This window comes from Vibrio vulnificus CMCP6, assembly GCF_000039765.1.
Classification (GTDB): Bacteria; Pseudomonadota; Gammaproteobacteria; order Enterobacterales; family Vibrionaceae; genus Vibrio; species Vibrio vulnificus_B.
The window spans coordinates 1,058,536-1,078,266 of record NC_004459.3; the positions used below are offsets into that span (position 1 = coordinate 1,058,536).

The following is a 19,731-nucleotide window of genomic DNA, read 5'->3' on the forward strand; positions in this document are numbered from 1 at the left end:
AGATAGATAGTGATAGGGTCATCGTTAATCAGATGGCCCTGTTTTCGCTATAGCTAAGCAAGAGCGAAATAGCTCGGTAAGAACAACAAAGGTAAGGAAATGACTCAACAAATCGATCGTTATGCCGTGTTTGGTAACCCTATCGAACACAGTAAATCGCCATTTATTCACACCTTGTTTGCTCGCCAAACCAACCAGCCTTTAATCTACACCGCAGAAACCGCGCCAAAAGAGGGGTTTGTTGAGGCAGTGAAAGCGTTTTTTGCTGAAGGGGGAAAAGGGTGCAATGTGACTTTACCTTTTAAGGAAGAGGCGTATCAGTTTGCGAGTCGTTTAACGGAGCGAGCCCAATTGGCTGGCGCAGTGAATACACTAAAAAAACTGGATGATGGCGATATCATTGGTGACAACACTGATGGCGCTGGCCTTGTGCAAGACTTGTTGCAGCACCAAGTTGTGTTAGCAGGTGCACGTATTCTAGTGATAGGCGCTGGTGGTGCCGCTCGTGGCGTGCTTAAACCACTACTCGACCAGAAACCAACCTCTCTCACCATTACGAATCGTACTTTCTCTAAAGCTGAAAAACTGGCTGTGTTGTTTGCTGCCTATGGATCTGTTACCGCAAAAGAGATGAATACAGTGACGGAAGAGTACGATGTTATTATCAACTCTACGTCTGCCTCATTGAGTGGTGAGTTACCTGCCCTCTCTTCATCTATATTTGCCGCCAACAGTACTAGCTATGACATGATGTATGGCAAGGGCGATACCACCTTCAATCAATGGGCTAAGCAACACGGCGCTGCTCATGCCTATGACGGGTTGGGTATGTTGGTTGGGCAAGCTGCCGAAAGTTTCATGCTATGGAGAGGGTTGCGTCCCGGGTCTAAACAAATCTTGCGCGAGTTAAGAAAAAATCTTGAAGGGCTATAAGCGATGAATCAAGCCATCTTATTTCCAGACATGCAATCTTGGGATGAAGCGTCACAATCAGTGAACTTCGCCGCGCAACAATCGGGTGCACTAATAGAGTGTTTTGTGGCGAAACATAAGCTAGAAAAATTATCGGGCTTAGAGCTCGATACTGAGCAAGCGGTGATCGCTGCTTTTATTGATTACCGATTTGATCTGGAAGAAATAGCAGAAGAGTTAATAGAAGATGAAGCCTTCAACGAAGAAGGCCATATCATTATCGATTAGTTTGTCTTTCATGAAGGTCTTTTACTTCAGTTAAATAGTCATTCTTGTTTTGGACATAGTTGTCCGCTGACTTTAGTAAAAAAGCTCGTTCTTTCTCTGATAGAGGGCGAGCTTGTTTTATTGGGCTACCAACATAAAGATAGCCGCTTTCTAATCTTTTCCCTGGCGGTACTAGACTGCCCGCACCAATCATCACGTCCGATTCAACCACGACATCATCTAAAACAATCGCCCCCATACCAACCAACACACGATCGTGAATATCGCAGCCGTGCAGCATCACTTTGTGGCCAATGGTCACGTCATTACCAATCAGCAAAGGGTAGCCATGAGGATTTTCTGCGTTTTTATGGGTCACGTGCAGCACGCTGCCATCTTGAATGTTAGTGCGAGCTCCGATGTGGATATGGTTAACATCGCCACGTGCCGCAACCAATGGCCAAATACTCGAATCATCACCTATTCGAATATCACCGACAATGACTGAGGTTGAATCGATATAGACGCGTTCGCCTATTTGGGGATGAATGCCTTTATAACTTCTAATCGAACTCATTTTTCCTCCTAATAAAGCCTGATGAATGGTGATATCGGGTGAGAAGAGTAGCAAAAACTCATCGTTTAGAATAAAAAACACTCAAACGATAGAAAAATCAAAAAAAACGTGAAAAAGGGCTTGCCAATGTGACGCCGATCTCTATAATGCCCCCTCGCTGACACGGCAAGGCTTCGAAAGAAACGAGAGCCCATCAGCCAAGGCATTTAGCCAGGTGAATCACCTGAAAAAGTTTTGAAAAAAGTGGTTGACACTAAAACTTAACTCGCTAAAATGGCCGCCTCTTCCGGAGTGATGCGATTCACAAAAGAAGAAAGCTCTTTAACAATTTAAACCTATCAATCTGTGTGGGCACTCGTTGATGATAATCCAAAAGATTTATCAATGAACTGAGTGACCAAAACGATACTAAGTATCGGCACAGTCAATTTATTCAGTATTCATTGAGCCGAAGCGCAAGCTTCAAAAAAACTTTTAATTGAAGAGTTTGATCATGGCTCAGATTGAACGCTGGCGGCAGGCCTAACACATGCAAGTCGAGCGGCAGCACAGAGAAACTTGTTTCTCGGGTGGCGAGCGGCGGACGGGTGAGTAATGCCTGGGAAATTGCCCTGATGTGGGGGATAACCATTGGAAACGATGGCTAATACCGCATGATGCCTACGGGCCAAAGAGGGGGACCTTCGGGCCTCTCGCGTCAGGATATGCCCAGGTGGGATTAGCTAGTTGGTGAGGTAAGGGCTCACCAAGGCGACGATCCCTAGCTGGTCTGAGAGGATGATCAGCCACACTGGAACTGAGACACGGTCCAGACTCCTACGGGAGGCAGCAGTGGGGAATATTGCACAATGGGCGCAAGCCTGATGCAGCCATGCCGCGTGTGTGAAGAAGGCCTTCGGGTTGTAAAGCACTTTCAGTTGTGAGGAAGGTGGTGTCGTTAATAGCGGCATCATTTGACGTTAGCAACAGAAGAAGCACCGGCTAACTCCGTGCCAGCAGCCGCGGTAATACGGAGGGTGCGAGCGTTAATCGGAATTACTGGGCGTAAAGCGCATGCAGGTGGTTTGTTAAGTCAGATGTGAAAGCCCGGGGCTCAACCTCGGAACTGCATTTGAAACTGGCAGACTAGAGTACTGTAGAGGGGGGTAGAATTTCAGGTGTAGCGGTGAAATGCGTAGAGATCTGAAGGAATACCGGTGGCGAAGGCGGCCCCCTGGACAGATACTGACACTCAGATGCGAAAGCGTGGGGAGCAAACAGGATTAGATACCCTGGTAGTCCACGCTGTAAACGATGTCTACTTGGAGGTTGTGGCCTTGAGCCGTGGCTTTCGGAGCTAACGCGTTAAGTAGACCGCCTGGGGAGTACGGTCGCAAGATTAAAACTCAAATGAATTGACGGGGGCCCGCACAAGCGGTGGAGCATGTGGTTTAATTCGATGCAACGCGAAGAACCTTACCTACTCTTGACATCCAGAGAAGCCAGCGGAGACGCATGGTAGTGCCTTCGGGAACTCTGAGACAGGTGCTGCATGGCTGTCGTCAGCTCGTGTTGTGAAATGTTGGGTTAAGTCCCGCAACGAGCGCAACCCTTATCCTTGTTTGCCAGCGAGTAATGTCGGGAACTCCAGGGAGACTGCCGGTGATAAACCGGAGGAAGGTGGGGACGACGTCAAGTCATCATGGCCCTTACGAGTAGGGCTACACACGTGCTACAATGGCGCATACAGAGGGCGGCCAACTTGCGAAAGTGAGCGAATCCCAAAAAGTGCGTCGTAGTCCGGATTGGAGTCTGCAACTCGACTCCATGAAGTCGGAATCGCTAGTAATCGTGGATCAGAATGCCACGGTGAATACGTTCCCGGGCCTTGTACACACCGCCCGTCACACCATGGGAGTGGGCTGCAAAAGAAGTGGGTAGTTTAACCTTCGGGAGGACGCTCACCACTTTGTGGTTCATGACTGGGGTGAAGTCGTAACAAGGTAGCGCTAGGGGAACCTGGCGCTGGATCACCTCCTTATACGATGATTATTGCGATGAGTGTTCACACAGATTGATATGGTTTAGAAAGTTTAGAGTATCTTAGTGTCCCGTTCGTCTAGAGGCCTAGGACACCGCCCTTTCACGGCGGTAACAGGGGTTCGACTCCCCTACGGGATACCATGGGTCGTTAGCTCAGTTGGTAGAGCAGTTGACTTTTAATCAATTGGTCGCAGGTTCGAATCCTGCACGACCCACCATTTCCTTCCACGGGAAAACAAATAATGTGGGCGATTAGCTCAGTTGGGAGAGCACCTGCCTTACAAGCAGGGGGTCACTGGTTCGAACCCGGTATCGCCCACCATCTTTAAGCATTCTTGCGAGTGTGTTTAAAAATGGTTTCGAAAGAAATCTTGCTCTTTAACAATTTGGAAAGCTGACAAAACAACAATTTATTGTTGTTTGTAAAGTTCTCAATGTTTGTCTTTAAGACAAACACCAACAAACACATTCAAGTGTTCTTGGGAAGGTCACTTTTAGTGACTATTCGAAATTGAGTCCGGCAAAATCAACGCTATCTCGCTCATTCAAATAATGAGATAGCAACTTTGGTTGTTTAACAAAGACCCTTTGGGGTTGTATGGTTAAGTGACTAAGCGTACACGGTGGATGCCTTGGCAGTCAGAGGCGATGAAGGACGTAGTAACTTGCGATAAGCGTAGATGAGGCAGTAACAGCCACTTGAGTCTACGATTTCCGAATGGGGAAACCCACTGGCATAAGCCAGTATCATTGAGTGAATACATAGCTCAATGAAGCGAACCGGGAGAACTGAAACATCTAAGTACCCCGAGGAAAAGAAATCAACCGAGATTCCGAAAGTAGCGGCGAGCGAAATTGGATTAGCCCTTAAGCTTTACATGTGTTAGACGAACGGTCTGGAAAGTCCGACGATACAGGGTGATAGTCCCGTAGTTGACGATGCATGTTCAGTGAAATCGAGTAGGGCGGGACACGTGTTATCCTGTCTGAATATGGGGGGACCATCCTCCAAGGCTAAATACTCCTGACTGACCGATAGTGAACCAGTACCGTGAGGGAAAGGCGAAAAGAACCCCTGTGAGGGGAGTGAAATAGAACCTGAAACCGTGTACGTACAAGCAGTAGGAGCACCTTCGTGGTGTGACTGCGTACCTTTTGTATAATGGGTCAGCGACTTATATTCAGTGGCAAGGTTAACCATCTAGGGGAGCCGTAGGGAAACCGAGTCTTAACTGGGCGCCATAGTCTCTGGATATAGACCCGAAACCGAGTGATCTAGCCATGGGCAGGTTGAAGGTTGAGTAACATCAACTGGAGGACCGAACCGACTAATGTTGAAAAATTAGCGGATGACTTGTGGCTAGGGGTGAAAGGCCAATCAAACTCGGAGATAGCTGGTTCTCCCCGAAAGCTATTTAGGTAGCGCCTCGGACGAATACTACTGGGGGTAGAGCACTGTTAAGGCTAGGGGGTCATCCCGACTTACCAACCCTTTGCAAACTCCGAATACCAGTAAGTACTATCCGGGAGACACACGGCGGGTGCTAACGTCCGTCGTGGAGAGGGAAACAACCCAGACCGCCAGCTAAGGTCCCAAATTACAGCTAAGTGGGAAACGATGTGGGAAGGCTTAGACAGCTAGGATGTTGGCTTAGAAGCAGCCATCATTTAAAGAAAGCGTAATAGCTCACTAGTCGAGTCGGCCTGCGCGGAAGATGTAACGGGGCTAAGTTGTAAACCGAAGCTGCGGCAATGTTCTTTGAACATTGGGTAGGGGAGCGTTCTGTAAGCCGTTGAAGGTGTGTTGTAAAGCATGCTGGAGGTATCAGAAGTGCGAATGCTGACATGAGTAACGACAAGGGGGGTGAAAAACCTCCCCGCCGGAAGACCAAGGGTTCCTGTCCAACGTTAATCGGGGCAGGGTAAGTCGACCCCTAAGGCGAGGCCGAAAGGCGTAGTCGATGGGAAACGGGTTAATATTCCCGTACTTCTTACAATTGCGATGGGGGGACGGAGAAGGCTAGGTGGGCCTGGCGACGGTTGTCCAGGTTCAAGTGCGTAGGCTGAGTGTTTAGGTAAATCCGGACACTCTTAAGGCTGAGACACGACGTCGAGCTACTACGGTAGTGAAGTCATTGATGCCATGCTTCCAGGAAAAGCCTCTAAGCTTCAGATTGTAAGGAATCGTACCCCAAACCGACACAGGTGGTCGGGTAGAGAATACCAAGGCGCTTGAGAGAACTCGGGTGAAGGAACTAGGCAAAATGGTACCGTAACTTCGGGAGAAGGTACGCTCTTGATGGTGAAGTCCCTTGCGGATGGAGCTGACGAGAGTCGCAGATACCAGGTGGCTGCAACTGTTTATTAAAAACACAGCACTGTGCAAAATCGTAAGATGACGTATACGGTGTGACGCCTGCCCGGTGCCGGAAGGTTAATTGATGGGGTTAGCGTAAGCGAAGCTCTTGATCGAAGCCCCGGTAAACGGCGGCCGTAACTATAACGGTCCTAAGGTAGCGAAATTCCTTGTCGGGTAAGTTCCGACCTGCACGAATGGCGTAATGATGGCCACGCTGTCTCCACCCGAGACTCAGTGAAATTGAAATCGCTGTGAAGATGCAGTGTACCCGCGGCTAGACGGAAAGACCCCGTGAACCTTTACTACAGCTTGGCACTGAACATTGAACCTACATGTGTAGGATAGGTGGGAGGCTTTGAAGACGTGACGCCAGTTGCGTTGGAGCCGTCCTTGAAATACCACCCTTGTATGTTTGATGTTCTAACGTTGGCCCCTAATCGGGGTTGCGGACAGTGCCTGGTGGGTAGTTTGACTGGGGCGGTCTCCTCCCAAAGAGTAACGGAGGAGCACGAAGGTGGGCTAATCACGGTTGGACATCGTGAGGTTAGTGCAATGGCATAAGCCCGCTTAACTGCGAGAATGACGGTTCGAGCAGGTGCGAAAGCAGGTCATAGTGATCCGGTGGTTCTGAATGGAAGGGCCATCGCTCAACGGATAAAAGGTACTCCGGGGATAACAGGCTGATACCGCCCAAGAGTTCATATCGACGGCGGTGTTTGGCACCTCGATGTCGGCTCATCACATCCTGGGGCTGAAGTCGGTCCCAAGGGTATGGCTGTTCGCCATTTAAAGTGGTACGCGAGCTGGGTTTAGAACGTCGTGAGACAGTTCGGTCCCTATCTGCCGTGGGCGTTGGAAGATTGAAGGGGGCTGCTCCTAGTACGAGAGGACCGGAGTGGACGAACCTCTGGTGTTCGGGTTGTGTCGCCAGACGCATTGCCCGGTAGCTAAGTTCGGAATCGATAACCGCTGAAAGCATCTAAGCGGGAAGCGAGCCCTGAGATGAGTCTTCCCTGATACTTTAAGTATCCTGAAGGGTTGTTCGAGACTAGAACGTTGATAGGCAGGGTGTGTAAGCGCTGTGAGGCGTTGAGCTAACCTGTACTAATTGCCCGTGAGGCTTAACCATACAACACCCAAAGGGTTTTGATGGACTCGATGTAAGAACATTGAATGTGTAGAGAACATAAACAGCTTTCCAGATTTTTTGCTTTCACTTTTTTAGAAAAAGTGAAGACAAAAACAGAATTTGCTTGGCGACCATAGCGTTTTGGACCCACCTGAATCCATTCCGAACTCAGAAGTGAAACGAAATAGCGTCGATGGTAGTGTGGGGTTTCCCCATGTGAGAGTAGAACATCGCCAGGCTTACTTACTGTCTTTAGGTTATTCCTTTTTGTAAAGTGATGTCTAAAGACAAAACTAAAACCTAGCATTATATAAGTAAGACTAAGTTTTAGGACAATTTGTGGAGAGATGGCTGAGTGGTTGAAAGCACCGGTCTTGAAAACCGGCGTACGTTAATAGCGTACCTAGGGTTCAAATCCCTATCTCTCCGCCACTACATAGAAAGCCTGCAAAGTAATTTGCAGGCTTTCGTCATTTCTGGTGTTTGATAATAAGAAGGGATTTGTGTCAAACCCCTAGTTGTCAAATATCATACCAATATGGAAAATTAACTGGTCAGGTCTATCCATCTTCTCGAGCACATCTGTCTGACTCTGGCCGAACATTCCAAAAAACTATTCCAAGCCCTACATACTTTGGAGACAATGTTTTCGTAATCCGCAAAAGATTGATTGGCGAGAGAGTGTTGTCTTAACCAACTCCACACTTGTTCTATCGGGTTTAGCTCTGGTGAATAGGGTGGGAGCTTGATGATACTGACATTGTCAAATGGCTCAGCAATGTCATTGGTATGCCAACCCGCTCCATCCATAATGACCACTGCGTGACGACCTTTTTCGGTCACCGCGGAGAGCTGCTTCAGATGCTCAACCATAATGTTCTTGTTAACCCAAGGAACGACCATTGCCTCACCAATACCTCTAGCGGGGCATACTGAGCCAAACAAATACGCATATTCAAACTGCTGCTGTTTTACCACTCTTGGTCTTGAGCCACGCTCAGCCCAAAGTCGAGTTGTCGTGTTTTGCTGGCCAAATCTTGCTTCATCTTGAAACCAGACATCGACGTTATCAAGCCCCATGTGACCGGGGATCTTAAGGATCGTTTCAATGTTGAATTTTTTTAAAATCGTCTTGGATTTGCTGGGATTGACGAGGGTGCTTGGAGCGTGAAGTTATCCAAGAAAAGCCCATATGGTTGAGCAAGTAGTAGATCGAATCTGGGTGGTAGTGTTTGCCAAATTCATTAACGATATAAGCATGAATATCGTTACCAGTTAATCTACCGCCAGACGAATCCATCGCTCGAGCTTTTATATACCGACTTAATTGTTCTCGCTGCTCCGCGTTAAGAAATGCTGGGCGACCCGTTCTTGGTTTTTCTTGCAGTCCTTCAAGCCCTTCTTCAAGGAAGGTTTGTACCCATTTATTCACACTGGTTCTGCTTACCTTAAGGAACTTAGCAATTTGGGTTCGAGAGTGACCATCTTTAAAATGGGCCAATGCGAGCAATCACATCTTCATTTGAATAGATTTTTGTTGGCTAGCAAGTTTTTTGAAATCAATGTTATTAAGACTGTCCATAGCGTCATTTATCACGAAGAAGTAACAGTCTCAATTAGATCATATTTTTAGTTAGGTTGGTATGACAGGCTTTGCATTGCTGCTTAAATCACGATGTACTTACTTTCAGCAACTTTCCATAAGGCTTGAATTAGGGGATTTTCGAGTTGAGATTTGATGCAGCATACCCCCAACTCAAAAGGTTTAATGGGAGCGACTTTTAGTCTCTGTATTTTCTCTTTGACTGGGCTGTTGTTGATCACAACATCCGGAGCAATACCGATACCACACCCCAAAGCTACCATACTCACAATCGCTTCATGACCTGAAACCTGAGCATAAATATTGGGTTTAATTTTCATCTTTTTAAACCAAGTATTCGCCCTTTCTCTAGCGGTACCTGCTTCAGGAACTATATAGGGGATCGAAGACCAATCAGGCTTATCACGGTTCATTTCATCCGTGAAACTGCTCACTCCTTGAGGTGCAATTACAGAGAGTGGAATTTCGCTGATGGGCTCAAAAGCCACTTTTGCTGGTACTGTGTCTGGTTTGGCGGAAATAGCAATATCAGCCTCTCCGTTCAGAATTTTATCCATGGCTTGTGCAGGATCACCGGTAGATATTTTGAATTCAATAAAAGGATGTTGTAGTCGAAATTCAGAAAGAAGTTCTGGCAAGTGGCTATAGCTGGCGGTGACGGAACAAAATAAGCGTATTTCCCCTTTGAGTTCGGTTTCTGAATAACGGTTTTGTAATTGATACTGTTGCCATTCGTTAAGCATTTTAAGTGCAACTGGCATCAGTTTTTTACCTGCAGGTGTTATTTCAACACTACGATTGTCTCTAGTGAAGAGTTGCTGGCTAGTTTCTTCTTCTAGCTTTTGAATTTGACGACTGAGCGCGGATGGACTGATGTGCATTGCTGCTGCCGTCTTGGCAAAGTTTTTACTATCACAGAGGTGAATAAATAGCTGTAAGCTTTTGATGTTCATTGTATATGTCTTTCCGTGTTGCACTATTTGCAATTACTAATTGTGAATATATCACTTTGAGCAACTTAAAGTCTGTTTTAGTATGAATTCATTCGGTGAGTAACCACCGACCGTGATGGATGAATTTTAAGGAGAGCCCTGATGGCGAACTATTTCAATACTTTGAACCTTCGTGAGCAACTAGACCAATTGGGTCGTTGTCGTTTTATGGATCGCAGTGAATTCGCTACAGAGGCGGATTACCTTAAGGGTAAAAAAGTCGTCATCGTAGGTTGTGGTGCGCAAGGCCTAAACCAAGGTCTAAACATGCGTGACTCCGGTCTTGATGTTGCTTACGCGCTACGTCAAGCCGCGATTGATGAGCAGCGTCAATCATACAAAAATGCTAAAGAGAACGGTTTTGAAGTGGGTAGCTATGAAACGCTGATCCCTCAAGCTGATCTTGTTGTTAACTTGACACCAGATAAACAGCACACCAATGTGGTTGAAACCGTAATGCCCCTAATGAAAGAAGGCGCGGCTCTTGGCTACTCACACGGTTTTAACGTTGTTGAAGAAGGCATGCAAATCCGTAAAGACCTAACGGTTGTTATGGTGGCGCCTAAGTGTCCTGGTACAGAAGTTCGTGAAGAATACAAACGTGGCTTTGGTGTTCCTACATTGATTGCTGTTCACCCAGAGAACGATCCAAAAGGTGAGGGTTGGGACATTGCGAAAGCTTGGGCGGCTGCGACTGGTGGTCATCGTGCGGGTTGTCTTGAGTCTTCATTTGTTGCTGAAGTGAAATCAGACTTGATGGGTGAGCAAACCATTCTATGTGGCATGCTTCAAGCTGGTTCTATCGTATGTTACGAGAAGATGGTTGCGGAAGGCATTGACCCAGGTTACGCAGGTAAGTTACTGCAGTACGGTTGGGAAACCATTACTGAAGCACTGAAGTTCGGTGGTATCACTCATATGATGGACCGTCTATCAAACCCAGCGAAGATCAAAGCATTTGAGCTTTCTGAAGAGCTAAAGGATCTGATGCGTCCTCTGTACAACAAACACATGGACGACATTATCTCAGGTCACTTCTCTAGCACTATGATGGCTGACTGGGCGAATGATGATGCGAATCTGCTAGGCTGGCGCGCTGAAACGGGTGAAACGGCGTTCGAAAATTACCCATCAACGGATGTTGAAATCTCTGAGCAAGAGTACTTTGACAACGGTATCTTAATGGTTGCAATGGTTCGTGCTGGCGTTGAACTGGCGTTTGAAGCAATGACGGCTTCTGGCATTATTGACGAATCGGCTTACTACGAGTCGCTGCATGAGTTACCACTTATTGCCAACACAATTGCACGTAAGCGTCTATACGAGATGAACGTGGTTATCTCAGACACAGCGGAATATGGTAACTACCTGTTTGCTAATGTGGCAACACCGCTACTTCGTGAGAAGTTTATGCCTTCGGTAGGGACAGATGTGATTGGTAAGGGGTTAGGTGAAACTTCTAATCAAGTTGATAACGCGACACTCATTGCCGTAAATGAGACTATCCGCAATCACCCTGTTGAGTACATCGGTGAAGAGCTGCGTGGTTACATGACTGACATGAAACGTATCGCTGTTGGTGGCTAAGTCTCGCCTTTCCACCTATTCTCATTCTAGTGTCTAGAAAAGGGCGCTAACAAAACTCCAGGCAGACTGGGGTGATAAATACAAAAGAAAACACAACATGTAATTAAAAGGCTTGGTCTCTGACCAAGCCTTTTGTTTATTCGCTTATCGCTGCTTTAGAACGAAGAAAAACGCCCTAACTGTCGCGTTTGGGGATTACTTATCAGCGAGCTTTGCTTCAAGCTCTGACAGTTTCTTTTCCATCTCACTGAGCTTTTGACGAGTGCGCAGCAAGACTTGCGTTTGCACATCAAACTCTTCACGGCTAACCACATCAAGCTTGTTGAGTTGGCCTTGAATGACTTGACGGATTTTTTGATCCACATCCGCACCTAAATCCTTAACGGGTTGTGGCATAGAGTCGTGAATTTGTTTTGCAATCTGCTCAATTTTCTTTGGGTCAAACATGAGGTAGCTCCTGATTTCTTTGTTGGTATTCTATGTAATTGACTGGTGAAAGTCGCTATCTCTGGCGTAAAAAAGCGACACAGATGTAGTGTGAAAAGTAACAAAAAGGCCGCATAAGCGGCCTTTCGTTTATATTGCATCGCAATTACTGTTCTGCGATTTGGCGTTGAGCGGCTTTTGCTTCATCCACTCGAGCGAGTTTTTCCAAATCTTTATCTTCTACAAACACAGGTAGCGGTTTGTGTTTTTCAGCGAGGTAGCTGTAAATCACAGGCAACACGAATAAGGTAAACAGTGTACCAATCGCTAGACCTGCGACGATAACGATACCGATGCTGAAGCGTTGAGCGGCGCCAGCGCCCGTTGCATACATTAGTGGGATCAAACCAGCAATCATAGCCGCCGTCGTCATTAGGATTGGACGAAGACGTACTTTCGCCGCTTCCATCACCGCATCGATACGAGACCGCTTGTTATGTAACTGCTCTTCTTTGGCCACCTCACAAATCAAGATGCCGTGCTTGGTGATCAGGCCAACCAAGGTAATCAGGCCCACTTGCGAGTAGATGTTCATCGTCGCAAGACCCCATGCCAACGCAATCAAAGCACCACAGATCGCCAGTGGCACCGATACCATGATAACGATTGGATCGCGAATCGATTCAAACTGAATCGCCAATACCAAGAAGATAATCGCCAAAGCAAGACCAAAGGTGGCGTACAAGGCGCTGCCTTCTGTAACAAACTGACGAGCTTCACCCATGTAGTCATGGTTGTAGCCAGTTGGTAGCTTGCTGCTAGCAATGTTTTCGAACCAATTGATGGCATCGCCCATCGCTGTGCCTGGTGAAGGTACTGCGCCGACGGTAGCGGAGTTCAATTGGTTGAAGTGAGGCAATGAACGAGGTTCAGCGATAACATCGATGGTGATCAAGCTACCCAGTGGCACCGCTTTGCCATCGGCAGCGCGCACATAGTAGTTCTTCATCGACTCAGGGTTCAAACGCCATTTACGTTCCACTTGCGGGATCACTTCGTAAGAGCGGCCATTAAGGTCAATGCGGTTGACATAGCCGTCAGCCATCATGGTTCCTAGCGTGATACCAATATCTTGCATCGTAACGCCATACGCGCCCGCTTTGTCTTTGTCGATCTTGATTTTCATCGTCGCAGAGTCGTATTTCAGATCCAAATCTGAATACACAAACAACGGACTTGAAGTCACTTCCGTCAGAATGTCACTGGCGATGGTGTACAAGCTCTCAAAGCTATTTGGTGTGGTAATCACGAACTGGATTGGTAGACCAGAGCCTGCGCCTGGAAGTTCTGGCATTTGGAAAGCCGTCACTGCCATACCTGGGACGTTGGAAACCAAACCACCCACACGCTTAGTGATTTCCGCTTGGCTCGCTTCACGCTGGCTCCATGGCTTCAATGTTGCTAGACCAAAGGCTTGGTTCGAGTTTGGCACCCCAGTAAACACCTGAGCAAACTCAACCTCTGGCTGATCAGACAGAATTTTGTTTACGTCATTCATGGTGTTTTGTAGGTAATCCAAGTTTGCGTTGGATGGGCCAGTACCCATTAACATCACCACGCCTTTATCTTCTGAAGGCGCCAATTCACTTGGAATGAACTTAAATAGAACAGGCAGCGTACCAAAAACAATCAGTGCGAAACCGATCACCACAGGGCGATGGTCCATGACCGCTTTGAGCATTTTTTCGTAGCGGTTGGTCATGCCATCTAGCACATGATGCACTTTCTCTTCAAATTTGCTTGGCTTTTCATGTGCCTTTAGCATCTTCGAACACATCATTGGCGATAGTGTTAACGCGATAATACCGGATACAAATACCGAACCCGCAAGGGTCAGAGCAAACTCTTTAAACAGCGAACCAGTGATGCCTCCCATGAGCGCAATCGGTGCGTACACCGCGCCAAGTGTGAGCGTCATGGCGATAACCGGTACCGCAATTTCACGCGTACCTATGATGGCGGCACGGAATGGCGATTCACCCTCTTTGATGTGGCGGTCGACGTTTTCTAGTACGACGATCGCATCATCCACCACCAGACCGATAGCCAAAACCATCGCCAGCAGTGTCATCAGGTTCCACGAGAACCCCATCGCTTGCATCACCATCGCCACACCGATCAATGACAGTGGAATGGTGACGATAGGGATGATAACGGCGCGAAACGATCCCAAGAATAGGGTGATCACCACCAGTACGATCACGGCTGCTTCAACAATGGTTTTCACAACTTCGTGAATGGACTCATTGATGGCGATGGTCGAGTCGTACATCACGTTCATCTTGATATTGCTAGGCAGGTTGCGCTCAAGCTGAGGAAGCAGTTTAAGAACATCTGCCGCAATGTTAATTGGGTTGGCACTTGGTGCTGCGTTGATGGCGGCTACCACGGCTTCTTGGCCATTTGCGCTGGCGCGGTAAACATCATGGCTTTTTTCCAGTGTGACTTTTGCGATATCGCCTAAGCGAATCACTTCACCATCACCCGATTTCACCACCAAGTTTTCCAGCTCTTGTACGTTCGAGACCTGAGTATCGGCACTGCCGTTGTACAGGACAAATTCGCCCGTTACCTGACCCGTTGCCGATTGGTAGTTGTTGGCGTTGAGTACGCCCATCACGTCGGTTGCAGTGAGGCGTAGTGCGCCCATTTTGGCAGGATCCAGCCACACGCGTAGTGCGTATTTCAAGCCACCATAGAGGTCAACTTTCGACACACCATTGATGGTGAAAAGTTGTGGGTTAATCACGCGCTCTAGGTAGTCCGTGATTTGGCTTGATGACAGCTCATCACTGGTGAAGCCGATATACAGCACCGCCGTTGTCGAACCGGTCGACATGGTCACCGTTGGGTCTTCGGCTTCTTTTGGTAACTGCGATCGAACCGAGTTCGTTTTGGCCAAAATATCCGCCAAGGCGGCATTTGGATCGGTATTGAGCTTCATGTTCACCGTGATGGTTGATTTACCCAGCACCGATTGTGAGGTCATGTAGTCAATATTATCGGCCTGCGCAACGGCTTGCTCCAAAGGTTGAGTAATGAAACCTTGGATCAAATCGGCACTGGCGCCGTAGTAACTGGTGGTTACCGTTACGACGGTATTGGTCATTTCAGGGTATTCTCGCACCTGCATCTTGAACACCGCTTGTAAGCCAAGCAAGGCGATCAAAAAGCTGATGGATACCGCTAAAACTGGACGTTTTATAAAAACATCAGTAAAGCGCATGATGCCTCCAATTACAGCATAGGGGTTTCAGCCGGAGGTGTAATCGCGTCGCTTTCGACAACACGAACCTTGGCATCGTTACTCAAGCGAACCTGGCCAGATGTCACCACCTGATCACCCACTTTTACGCCATCGAGAATGTGTGCGATATTCCCAGTGCGTTCACCCACTTTCACCACATGTTGTTTCACGCGCTGCACGCCGTCTTCTTCCGTTAGAATGTAAACATTGTCACCGTAGAGCGTAAATGTGATCGCCGTTTGTGGCAGTGTGACTTGGTCTTCTAACTTCGGCAGAATGATGTTGGCACGGGCAAACATACCACTACGCAGTTTTCCGTCGCTGTTTGGAATATCTGCTTGTATTTGAATCAAACCACTTTGGATATTGACAGCTGGTTCAATCGCAGTGATTGAGCCTTTGAATGGGTTTTGCGGATAAGCATCGACAAAAATATCCACTTCCTGACCGAGATTGATGCGAGAAATATCGTTTTGCGGCACGGTAAAACGTAAGCGCATCACGCTGGTGTCTTCCAAACGTACGATATCAGAGCCTGCTTGCAGATATTGGCCTAGGTAGACATTACGAATACCAATCACTCCAGAGAATGGTGCTTTGATCTCACGGCGTGCAATCGAAGCTTTCAAGCTTTCAATATCGGCTTTTAACGAGTAGTAATTGGCTCCAGCTTCATCGTACGCTTCTTTTGAAATCGAGCCTTTTTTGAAGAGGCCTTGATAGCGTTTGTACTTCGCTTCTGCCGCTGGCAGTTTTGCTTCACTGCTCTTCAGGTTGGCTTTTTCTACATCAGAGTCGAGCAGAACAAGCGGTTGGCCTTCTTTTACTTGTGTGCCGGATTCAAAGCGGATCTGTTTAATGACACCGCTGGTTTCATTGGCAATCGTCACACCTTGGTTGGGTTCGATAAAACCGATCGCTTCAATCACAGGTATCCAGTCGACCGGTTTCACTTCTGTGACCGTTACTGGGAATTCTGGCTCAGGACGATTTGCCAGGTATTCGGCAATTTTCTTTTGTTTGAAGAGGTTGAAACCTATCACGCTGCCAAACAGCAGAATGGCGATAAGTAACATAAAAAAGGTCCACTTTTTCATTCTATTAAGAACTCCAATTAGTGATTAATGATTGCATCCCAGCTGGCGTCGATGGCAGCGTCAAGTGCCTTGTCATCCAGTTGGTAAAAGCCTAATGCGTGTTTTTTCGCTAGCCTGACGCTGGTCTCCAAACTTAGACCAAACAAAATTTCGTTATCCAGCGTTTTGAACACCCCTTGCTCCTTGCCCATATCGAACATTAAAGCAACTTGGTGAAACATTTTCTTTTCTAGCTCGCGGGTTTTGTGGCTATTCGAGCAAGGTAGTGATTCGTACTGAATACGGTTGCTCAAAGTAGACAAGTTTGAAGCCGCTAAATTCCATGTGTTTAGCCACATGGTGCGATATTGTTGTTTCAAAGGCATATCACGGGTTACGTTGGCTTGAATCGCCGTGGCAACTCGTTGAGTAATACGTAGCCTGAGTTCATCCAGCAGGTGTTCTTTATCGTCAAAATAACGATAAATCGTACCTGCTGCGACGCCTGCTTCTTTGGCCAATTTACTCATCGATAGACCCTGAAAACCGGACTCCGCAATCAACTTCTCTGCCGCAGCCAGGATTTGTTGTTGCTTGTCGTTCTGCTCTTCAGATGACATGGGTTATCCACCAGTGAATGAACGTTCATTCATTATAGCGGAAACAATAGCCATATTGGCAAGTGCTATGTGTGCTATTGAGTAAAAATCTTGTCAATGAGGCAATGGCAATCTCATCACTCGACGACTATTATATGGGCCTCGATTTTTGACCACAGATAAGCGCTATGAAACTGAATCCAAGACAAGACGAAGCCGTGAAATACGTATCAGGTCCCTGCCTCGTGCTTGCGGGTGCGGGTTCAGGCAAAACACGCGTGATCACCAATAAGATTGCCTATTTGGTGCAACAGTGTGGCTACAAAGCGCGTAATATTGCGGCGGTCACCTTCACCAATAAAGCCGCACGTGAGATGAAAGAACGTGTGGGACAAACACTGGGGAAAGGGGAATCAAAAGGCCTGATGGTGTCAACCTTTCACACGCTTGGTTTGAACATCATCAAACGAGAGTATCGCCATCTGGGTTTGAAGTCGGGCTTTTCCTTGTTTGACGATCAAGATCAGCTTGCACTGCTTAAAGAGCTGACTGAAAAACAGCTGGATGGCGATAAAGATTTGCTGCGTCAGTTAATGAGCACCATCTCAAATTGGAAAAACGACATGCTCTCACCAGAGCAGGCCGTGGCACGCGCGCAAGGCGAACAGCAGCAGTTGTTTGCCTTCTGTTTTGAGATGTATCAGAAGCAGATGAAAGCGTACAACGCCCTTGACTTTGATGATCTTATCTTGCTGCCTGTATTACTCCTTCGTGGGCATGATGAGGTGCGTCAATACTGGCAAAATCGTATCCGTTACCTTCTGGTCGATGAGTATCAAGACACCAACACCAGTCAATATGAACTGGTGAGACTGCTGGTGGGTGAGCGCGGACGCTTAACCGTGGTGGGGGATGATGACCAATCGATTTACTCTTGGCGTGGGGCGAAACCGCAAAACTTAGTGTTGCTGGGGCAAGATTATCCCAACTTACGCCTGATTAAATTGGAGCAAAACTACCGTTCGACCAGCCGTATTTTGCGTGCGGCGAACATCTTGATTGCCAATAACCCACACGTGTATGAAAAGTCGCTCTTCTCGGAAATTCCCGATGGAGAAAAACTCAAAGTGCTGTTGGCCAATAATGATGAGCATGAGGCGGAGCGCGTCACGGGGGAAATCATTGCCCACAAGTTTCTCAATCGCACCGACTATCGTGACTACGCCATCCTCTATCGTGGTAACCATCAATCGCGTCTCATCGAAAAGTCGCTGATGCAAAACCGCGTTCCTTATCGACTGTCTGGTGGTACGTCTTTCTTTGCGCGCGCGGAGATCAAAGACATCATGGCGTATTTGCGAGTGTTGGTGAATCCGGATGATGACAACGCATTTTTGCGCATCGTCAACACACCTAAGCGTGAAATTGGCCCTGTGACGCTGGAGAAGTTAGGCAGCTATGCCAACATGCGTGGCAAAAGTTTATTTGAAGCCAGCTTTGAACTTGGCCTTGAGCAGCATCTGACCGGACGTGGTCTCGATAATTTGCGGCGCTTTACTCATTGGCTGGTGGCGATTGCCGATCAAGCAGAGAGGGGAGATACCGTGGAAGCGGTGCGCTCGTTGGTGCGAGATATTCATTATGAGGATTGGTTGTACGAAACATCTGCCAGCCCGAAAGCCGCAGAAATGCGCATGAAAAACGTCTCTGATCTCTACTCTTGGATTGTCGCAGATTTAGAAGGTGACAATAACGATCAAGAAGAGAAAACGTTGAAAGAAGTGGTTCAACGTTTGACACTGCGTGACATGATGGAACGTGGTGAAGAAGATGAAGACAGTGATGCCGTACAACTGATGACACTGCATGCGTCTAAAGGTCTGGAATTTCCATATGTGTACCTGATCGGGACTGAAGAAGGGATATTGCCGCACCAAACCAGTATCGATGAAGATAACGTCGAAGAAGAACGTCGCTTAATGTACGTCGGCATTACGCGTGCGCAGCGAGAGCTGACTTTCGTGATGTGTAAAGAGCGTCGTCAATATGGGGAGTTGATCAAACCCAGCCAAAGTCGCTTCCTAGACGAGTTGCCTTTCGATGATGTGGAATGGGAACAAACCAAAAAGCCAGTGACACAGGAAGAAAGAATGGCCAAAGGCCAAGCGCACATTGCCAACTTACGTGCCATGTTCAACAAGAAGTAGCGTTAGTCAAATAAGAAAAGGGCTTGGAAAACCAAGCCCTTTTGCTTTAGGAAACTTTGTTTTATAGACCTTTGATCATGTGATCAATCGCGGCAATGATTTCGTCGTCAGAACAGTCCATACACGTACCGCGAGGAGGCATGGCATTAAAGCCCTCAATCGCGTGCTTGTTCAACACATCATGACCTTGTGCGATACGAGGAGCCCAATCTGCAGCATTGCCCGTTTTTGGTGCGCCATTTACCCCAGACGAGTGACAAGCAATACAAAAAGTGCCGTAAACTGTTGCGCCATCACGCGGTCCGGTTGGTTCAGCTTTGACTGGCTCACTACCTGCTAGATAAACATCACCTACTGGCTTGATGCGCTCTGCAATGGCATCGTGGTCAGTACTGGTAGCCATAGCTGCCGTAGAAAAGGTTAAAGCAGCGAATAAAACGCTAATCATTCGTCGAGACATATCCATTAAACTCACTTTACATTCCCAAGGTAAGTCAGCTGGCTTACCAAACATTTATATAGTTAGAGTGCTGTTTTGATTTAACGGTAAATTATCACTGTTAAATCAATGTAAATAATGGGTGATTATATCCCGTTAACTTGTTGCAATAAACAACAAGTTATCAGCTACAGGGGCTGAATCACATCTGTTATTTACATTTGTAGCC

The 19,731-nt window shown here is 47.3% G+C and carries 11 protein-coding genes, 4 tRNA genes, 3 rRNA genes and 1 pseudogene; 11 read left to right on the forward strand and 8 right to left on the reverse strand.

The annotated features are described in order from the left end of the window. Positions 1-99 precede the first annotated feature (99 nt). Positions 100-933, forward strand: coding sequence for a shikimate dehydrogenase (gene aroE, locus VV1_RS05045; protein ID WP_011079090.1), 834 nt, complete (start codon positions 100-102; stop codon positions 931-933). 3 nt (positions 934-936) lie between these two features. Then, positions 937-1,200: a DUF1488 family protein gene (locus tag VV1_RS05050; protein ID WP_011079091.1), complete on the forward strand. Its 264-nt coding sequence runs from the start codon at positions 937-939 to the stop codon at positions 1,198-1,200. Here the strand turns inward: VV1_RS05050 and VV1_RS05055 are convergent. Further along, positions 1,190-1,756 carry a gamma carbonic anhydrase family protein gene (locus tag VV1_RS05055; protein WP_011079092.1) on the reverse strand — a complete coding sequence of 189 codons (567 nt, stop codon included), beginning with the start codon at positions 1,754-1,756 and terminating at the stop codon, positions 1,190-1,192. The genes VV1_RS05050 and VV1_RS05055 overlap by 11 nt on opposite strands. Before the next feature lie 475 nt (positions 1,757-2,231). Here VV1_RS05055 and VV1_RS05060 point away from each other — a divergent pair. The 7 genes from VV1_RS05060 to VV1_RS05090 all read left to right on the forward strand — a co-directional run bounded on the left by VV1_RS05060 (position 2,232) and on the right by VV1_RS05090 (position 7,698). Then, positions 2,232-3,776, forward strand: a 16S ribosomal RNA gene (locus VV1_RS05060). Positions 3,777-3,843: 67 nt separating this feature from the next. Beyond that, a tRNA-Glu gene (locus VV1_RS05065) sits at positions 3,844-3,919 on the forward strand. Position 3,920: 1 nt separating this feature from the next. Then, positions 3,921-3,996, forward strand: a tRNA-Lys gene (locus tag VV1_RS05070). A 28-nt stretch (positions 3,997-4,024) separates the two neighbouring features. Next, positions 4,025-4,100 (forward strand) — tRNA-Val (locus VV1_RS05075). Between the two features lie 278 nt (positions 4,101-4,378). After that, a 23S ribosomal RNA gene (locus VV1_RS05080) occupies positions 4,379-7,266 on the forward strand. Between the two features lie 123 nt (positions 7,267-7,389). Continuing rightward, positions 7,390-7,505, forward strand: a 5S ribosomal RNA gene (gene rrf / locus VV1_RS05085). The 16S, 23S and 5S rRNA genes sit together here with 4 tRNA genes alongside, the layout of an rRNA operon. A gap of 102 nt (positions 7,506-7,607) precedes the next feature. Beyond that, positions 7,608-7,698 (forward strand) — tRNA-Ser (locus VV1_RS05090). 114 nt (positions 7,699-7,812) lie between these two features. Here VV1_RS05090 and VV1_RS24535 read toward each other — a convergent pair. Together VV1_RS24535 and ilvY are read right to left on the reverse strand one after the other, a co-directional pair. Next, positions 7,813-8,848: pseudogene (locus tag VV1_RS24535) on the reverse strand (IS630 family transposase). Positions 8,849-8,931: 83 nt separating this feature from the next. After that, positions 8,932-9,822, reverse strand: a complete 891-nt coding sequence (gene ilvY, locus VV1_RS05105) for an HTH-type transcriptional activator IlvY (protein WP_011079095.1) — start codon at positions 9,820-9,822, stop codon at positions 8,932-8,934. A 141-nt stretch (positions 9,823-9,963) separates the two neighbouring features. Between ilvY and ilvC the strand changes: the two genes are divergently transcribed. Further along, complete coding sequence (ilvC, locus tag VV1_RS05110) at positions 9,964-11,448, forward strand: ketol-acid reductoisomerase (protein ID WP_011079096.1); 1,485 nt, start codon at positions 9,964-9,966, stop codon at positions 11,446-11,448. 195 nt (positions 11,449-11,643) lie between these two features. Here the strand turns inward: ilvC and ubiK are convergent, their stop codons facing one another. From ubiK to VV1_RS05130, 4 genes are all read right to left on the reverse strand, one after another. Then, positions 11,644-11,895: a ubiquinone biosynthesis accessory factor UbiK gene (gene ubiK, locus VV1_RS05115; protein WP_011079097.1), complete on the reverse strand. Its 252-nt coding sequence runs from the start codon at positions 11,893-11,895 to the stop codon at positions 11,644-11,646. Between the two features lie 145 nt (positions 11,896-12,040). Further along, positions 12,041-15,160, reverse strand: coding sequence for a multidrug efflux RND transporter permease subunit VmeD (gene vmeD, locus VV1_RS05120; protein WP_011079098.1), 3,120 nt, complete (start codon positions 15,158-15,160; stop codon positions 12,041-12,043). Positions 15,161-15,171: 11 nt separating this feature from the next. After that, positions 15,172-16,278, reverse strand: coding sequence for an efflux RND transporter periplasmic adaptor subunit (locus tag VV1_RS05125; RefSeq protein ID WP_011079099.1), 1,107 nt, complete (start codon positions 16,276-16,278; stop codon positions 15,172-15,174). 17 nt (positions 16,279-16,295) lie between these two features. After that, entirely contained in the window at positions 16,296-16,877 is a 582-nt protein-coding gene (locus VV1_RS05130; RefSeq protein WP_011079100.1) for a TetR/AcrR family transcriptional regulator, read from the reverse strand. A 167-nt stretch (positions 16,878-17,044) separates the two neighbouring features. On the opposite strand from VV1_RS05130, the gene rep reads away from it, so the two are divergent. After that, positions 17,045-19,063 (forward strand): DNA helicase Rep, encoded by a 2,019-nt coding sequence (gene rep, locus VV1_RS05135; RefSeq protein WP_011079101.1) that lies wholly within the window; start codon positions 17,045-17,047, stop codon positions 19,061-19,063. 61 nt (positions 19,064-19,124) lie between these two features. Here rep and VV1_RS05140 read toward each other — a convergent pair whose 3' ends face one another. Further along, complete coding sequence (locus tag VV1_RS05140; RefSeq protein ID WP_039552050.1) at positions 19,125-19,529, reverse strand: c-type cytochrome; 405 nt, start codon at positions 19,527-19,529, stop codon at positions 19,125-19,127. Between the last annotated feature and the right edge of the window lie 202 nt (positions 19,530-19,731).

What these genes read in the sequence shown, in the direction of transcription:
- aroE (WP_011079090.1), top strand. Translation starts at nt 100, where the DNA reads ATGACTCAACAAATCGATCGTTATGCCGTGTTTGGTAACCCTATCGAA.
- VV1_RS05050 (WP_011079091.1), top strand. Translation starts at nt 937, where the DNA reads ATGAATCAAGCCATCTTATTTCCAGACATGCAATCTTGGGATGAAGCG.
- VV1_RS05055 (WP_011079092.1), bottom strand. Translation starts at nt 1,756, where the DNA reads ATGAGTTCGATTAGAAGTTATAAAGGCATTCATCCCCAAATAGGCGAA.
- ilvY (WP_011079095.1), bottom strand. Translation starts at nt 9,822, where the DNA reads ATGAACATCAAAAGCTTACAGCTATTTATTCACCTCTGTGATAGTAAA.
- ilvC (WP_011079096.1), top strand. Translation starts at nt 9,964, where the DNA reads ATGGCGAACTATTTCAATACTTTGAACCTTCGTGAGCAACTAGACCAA.
- ubiK (WP_011079097.1), bottom strand. Translation starts at nt 11,895, where the DNA reads ATGTTTGACCCAAAGAAAATTGAGCAGATTGCAAAACAAATTCACGAC.
- vmeD (WP_011079098.1), bottom strand. Translation starts at nt 15,160, where the DNA reads ATGCGCTTTACTGATGTTTTTATAAAACGTCCAGTTTTAGCGGTATCC.
- VV1_RS05125 (WP_011079099.1), bottom strand. Translation starts at nt 16,278, where the DNA reads ATGAAAAAGTGGACCTTTTTTATGTTACTTATCGCCATTCTGCTGTTT.
- VV1_RS05130 (WP_011079100.1), bottom strand. Translation starts at nt 16,877, where the DNA reads ATGTCATCTGAAGAGCAGAACGACAAGCAACAACAAATCCTGGCTGCG.
- rep (WP_011079101.1), top strand. Translation starts at nt 17,045, where the DNA reads ATGAAACTGAATCCAAGACAAGACGAAGCCGTGAAATACGTATCAGGT.
- VV1_RS05140 (WP_039552050.1), bottom strand. Translation starts at nt 19,529, where the DNA reads ATGGATATGTCTCGACGAATGATTAGCGTTTTATTCGCTGCTTTAACC.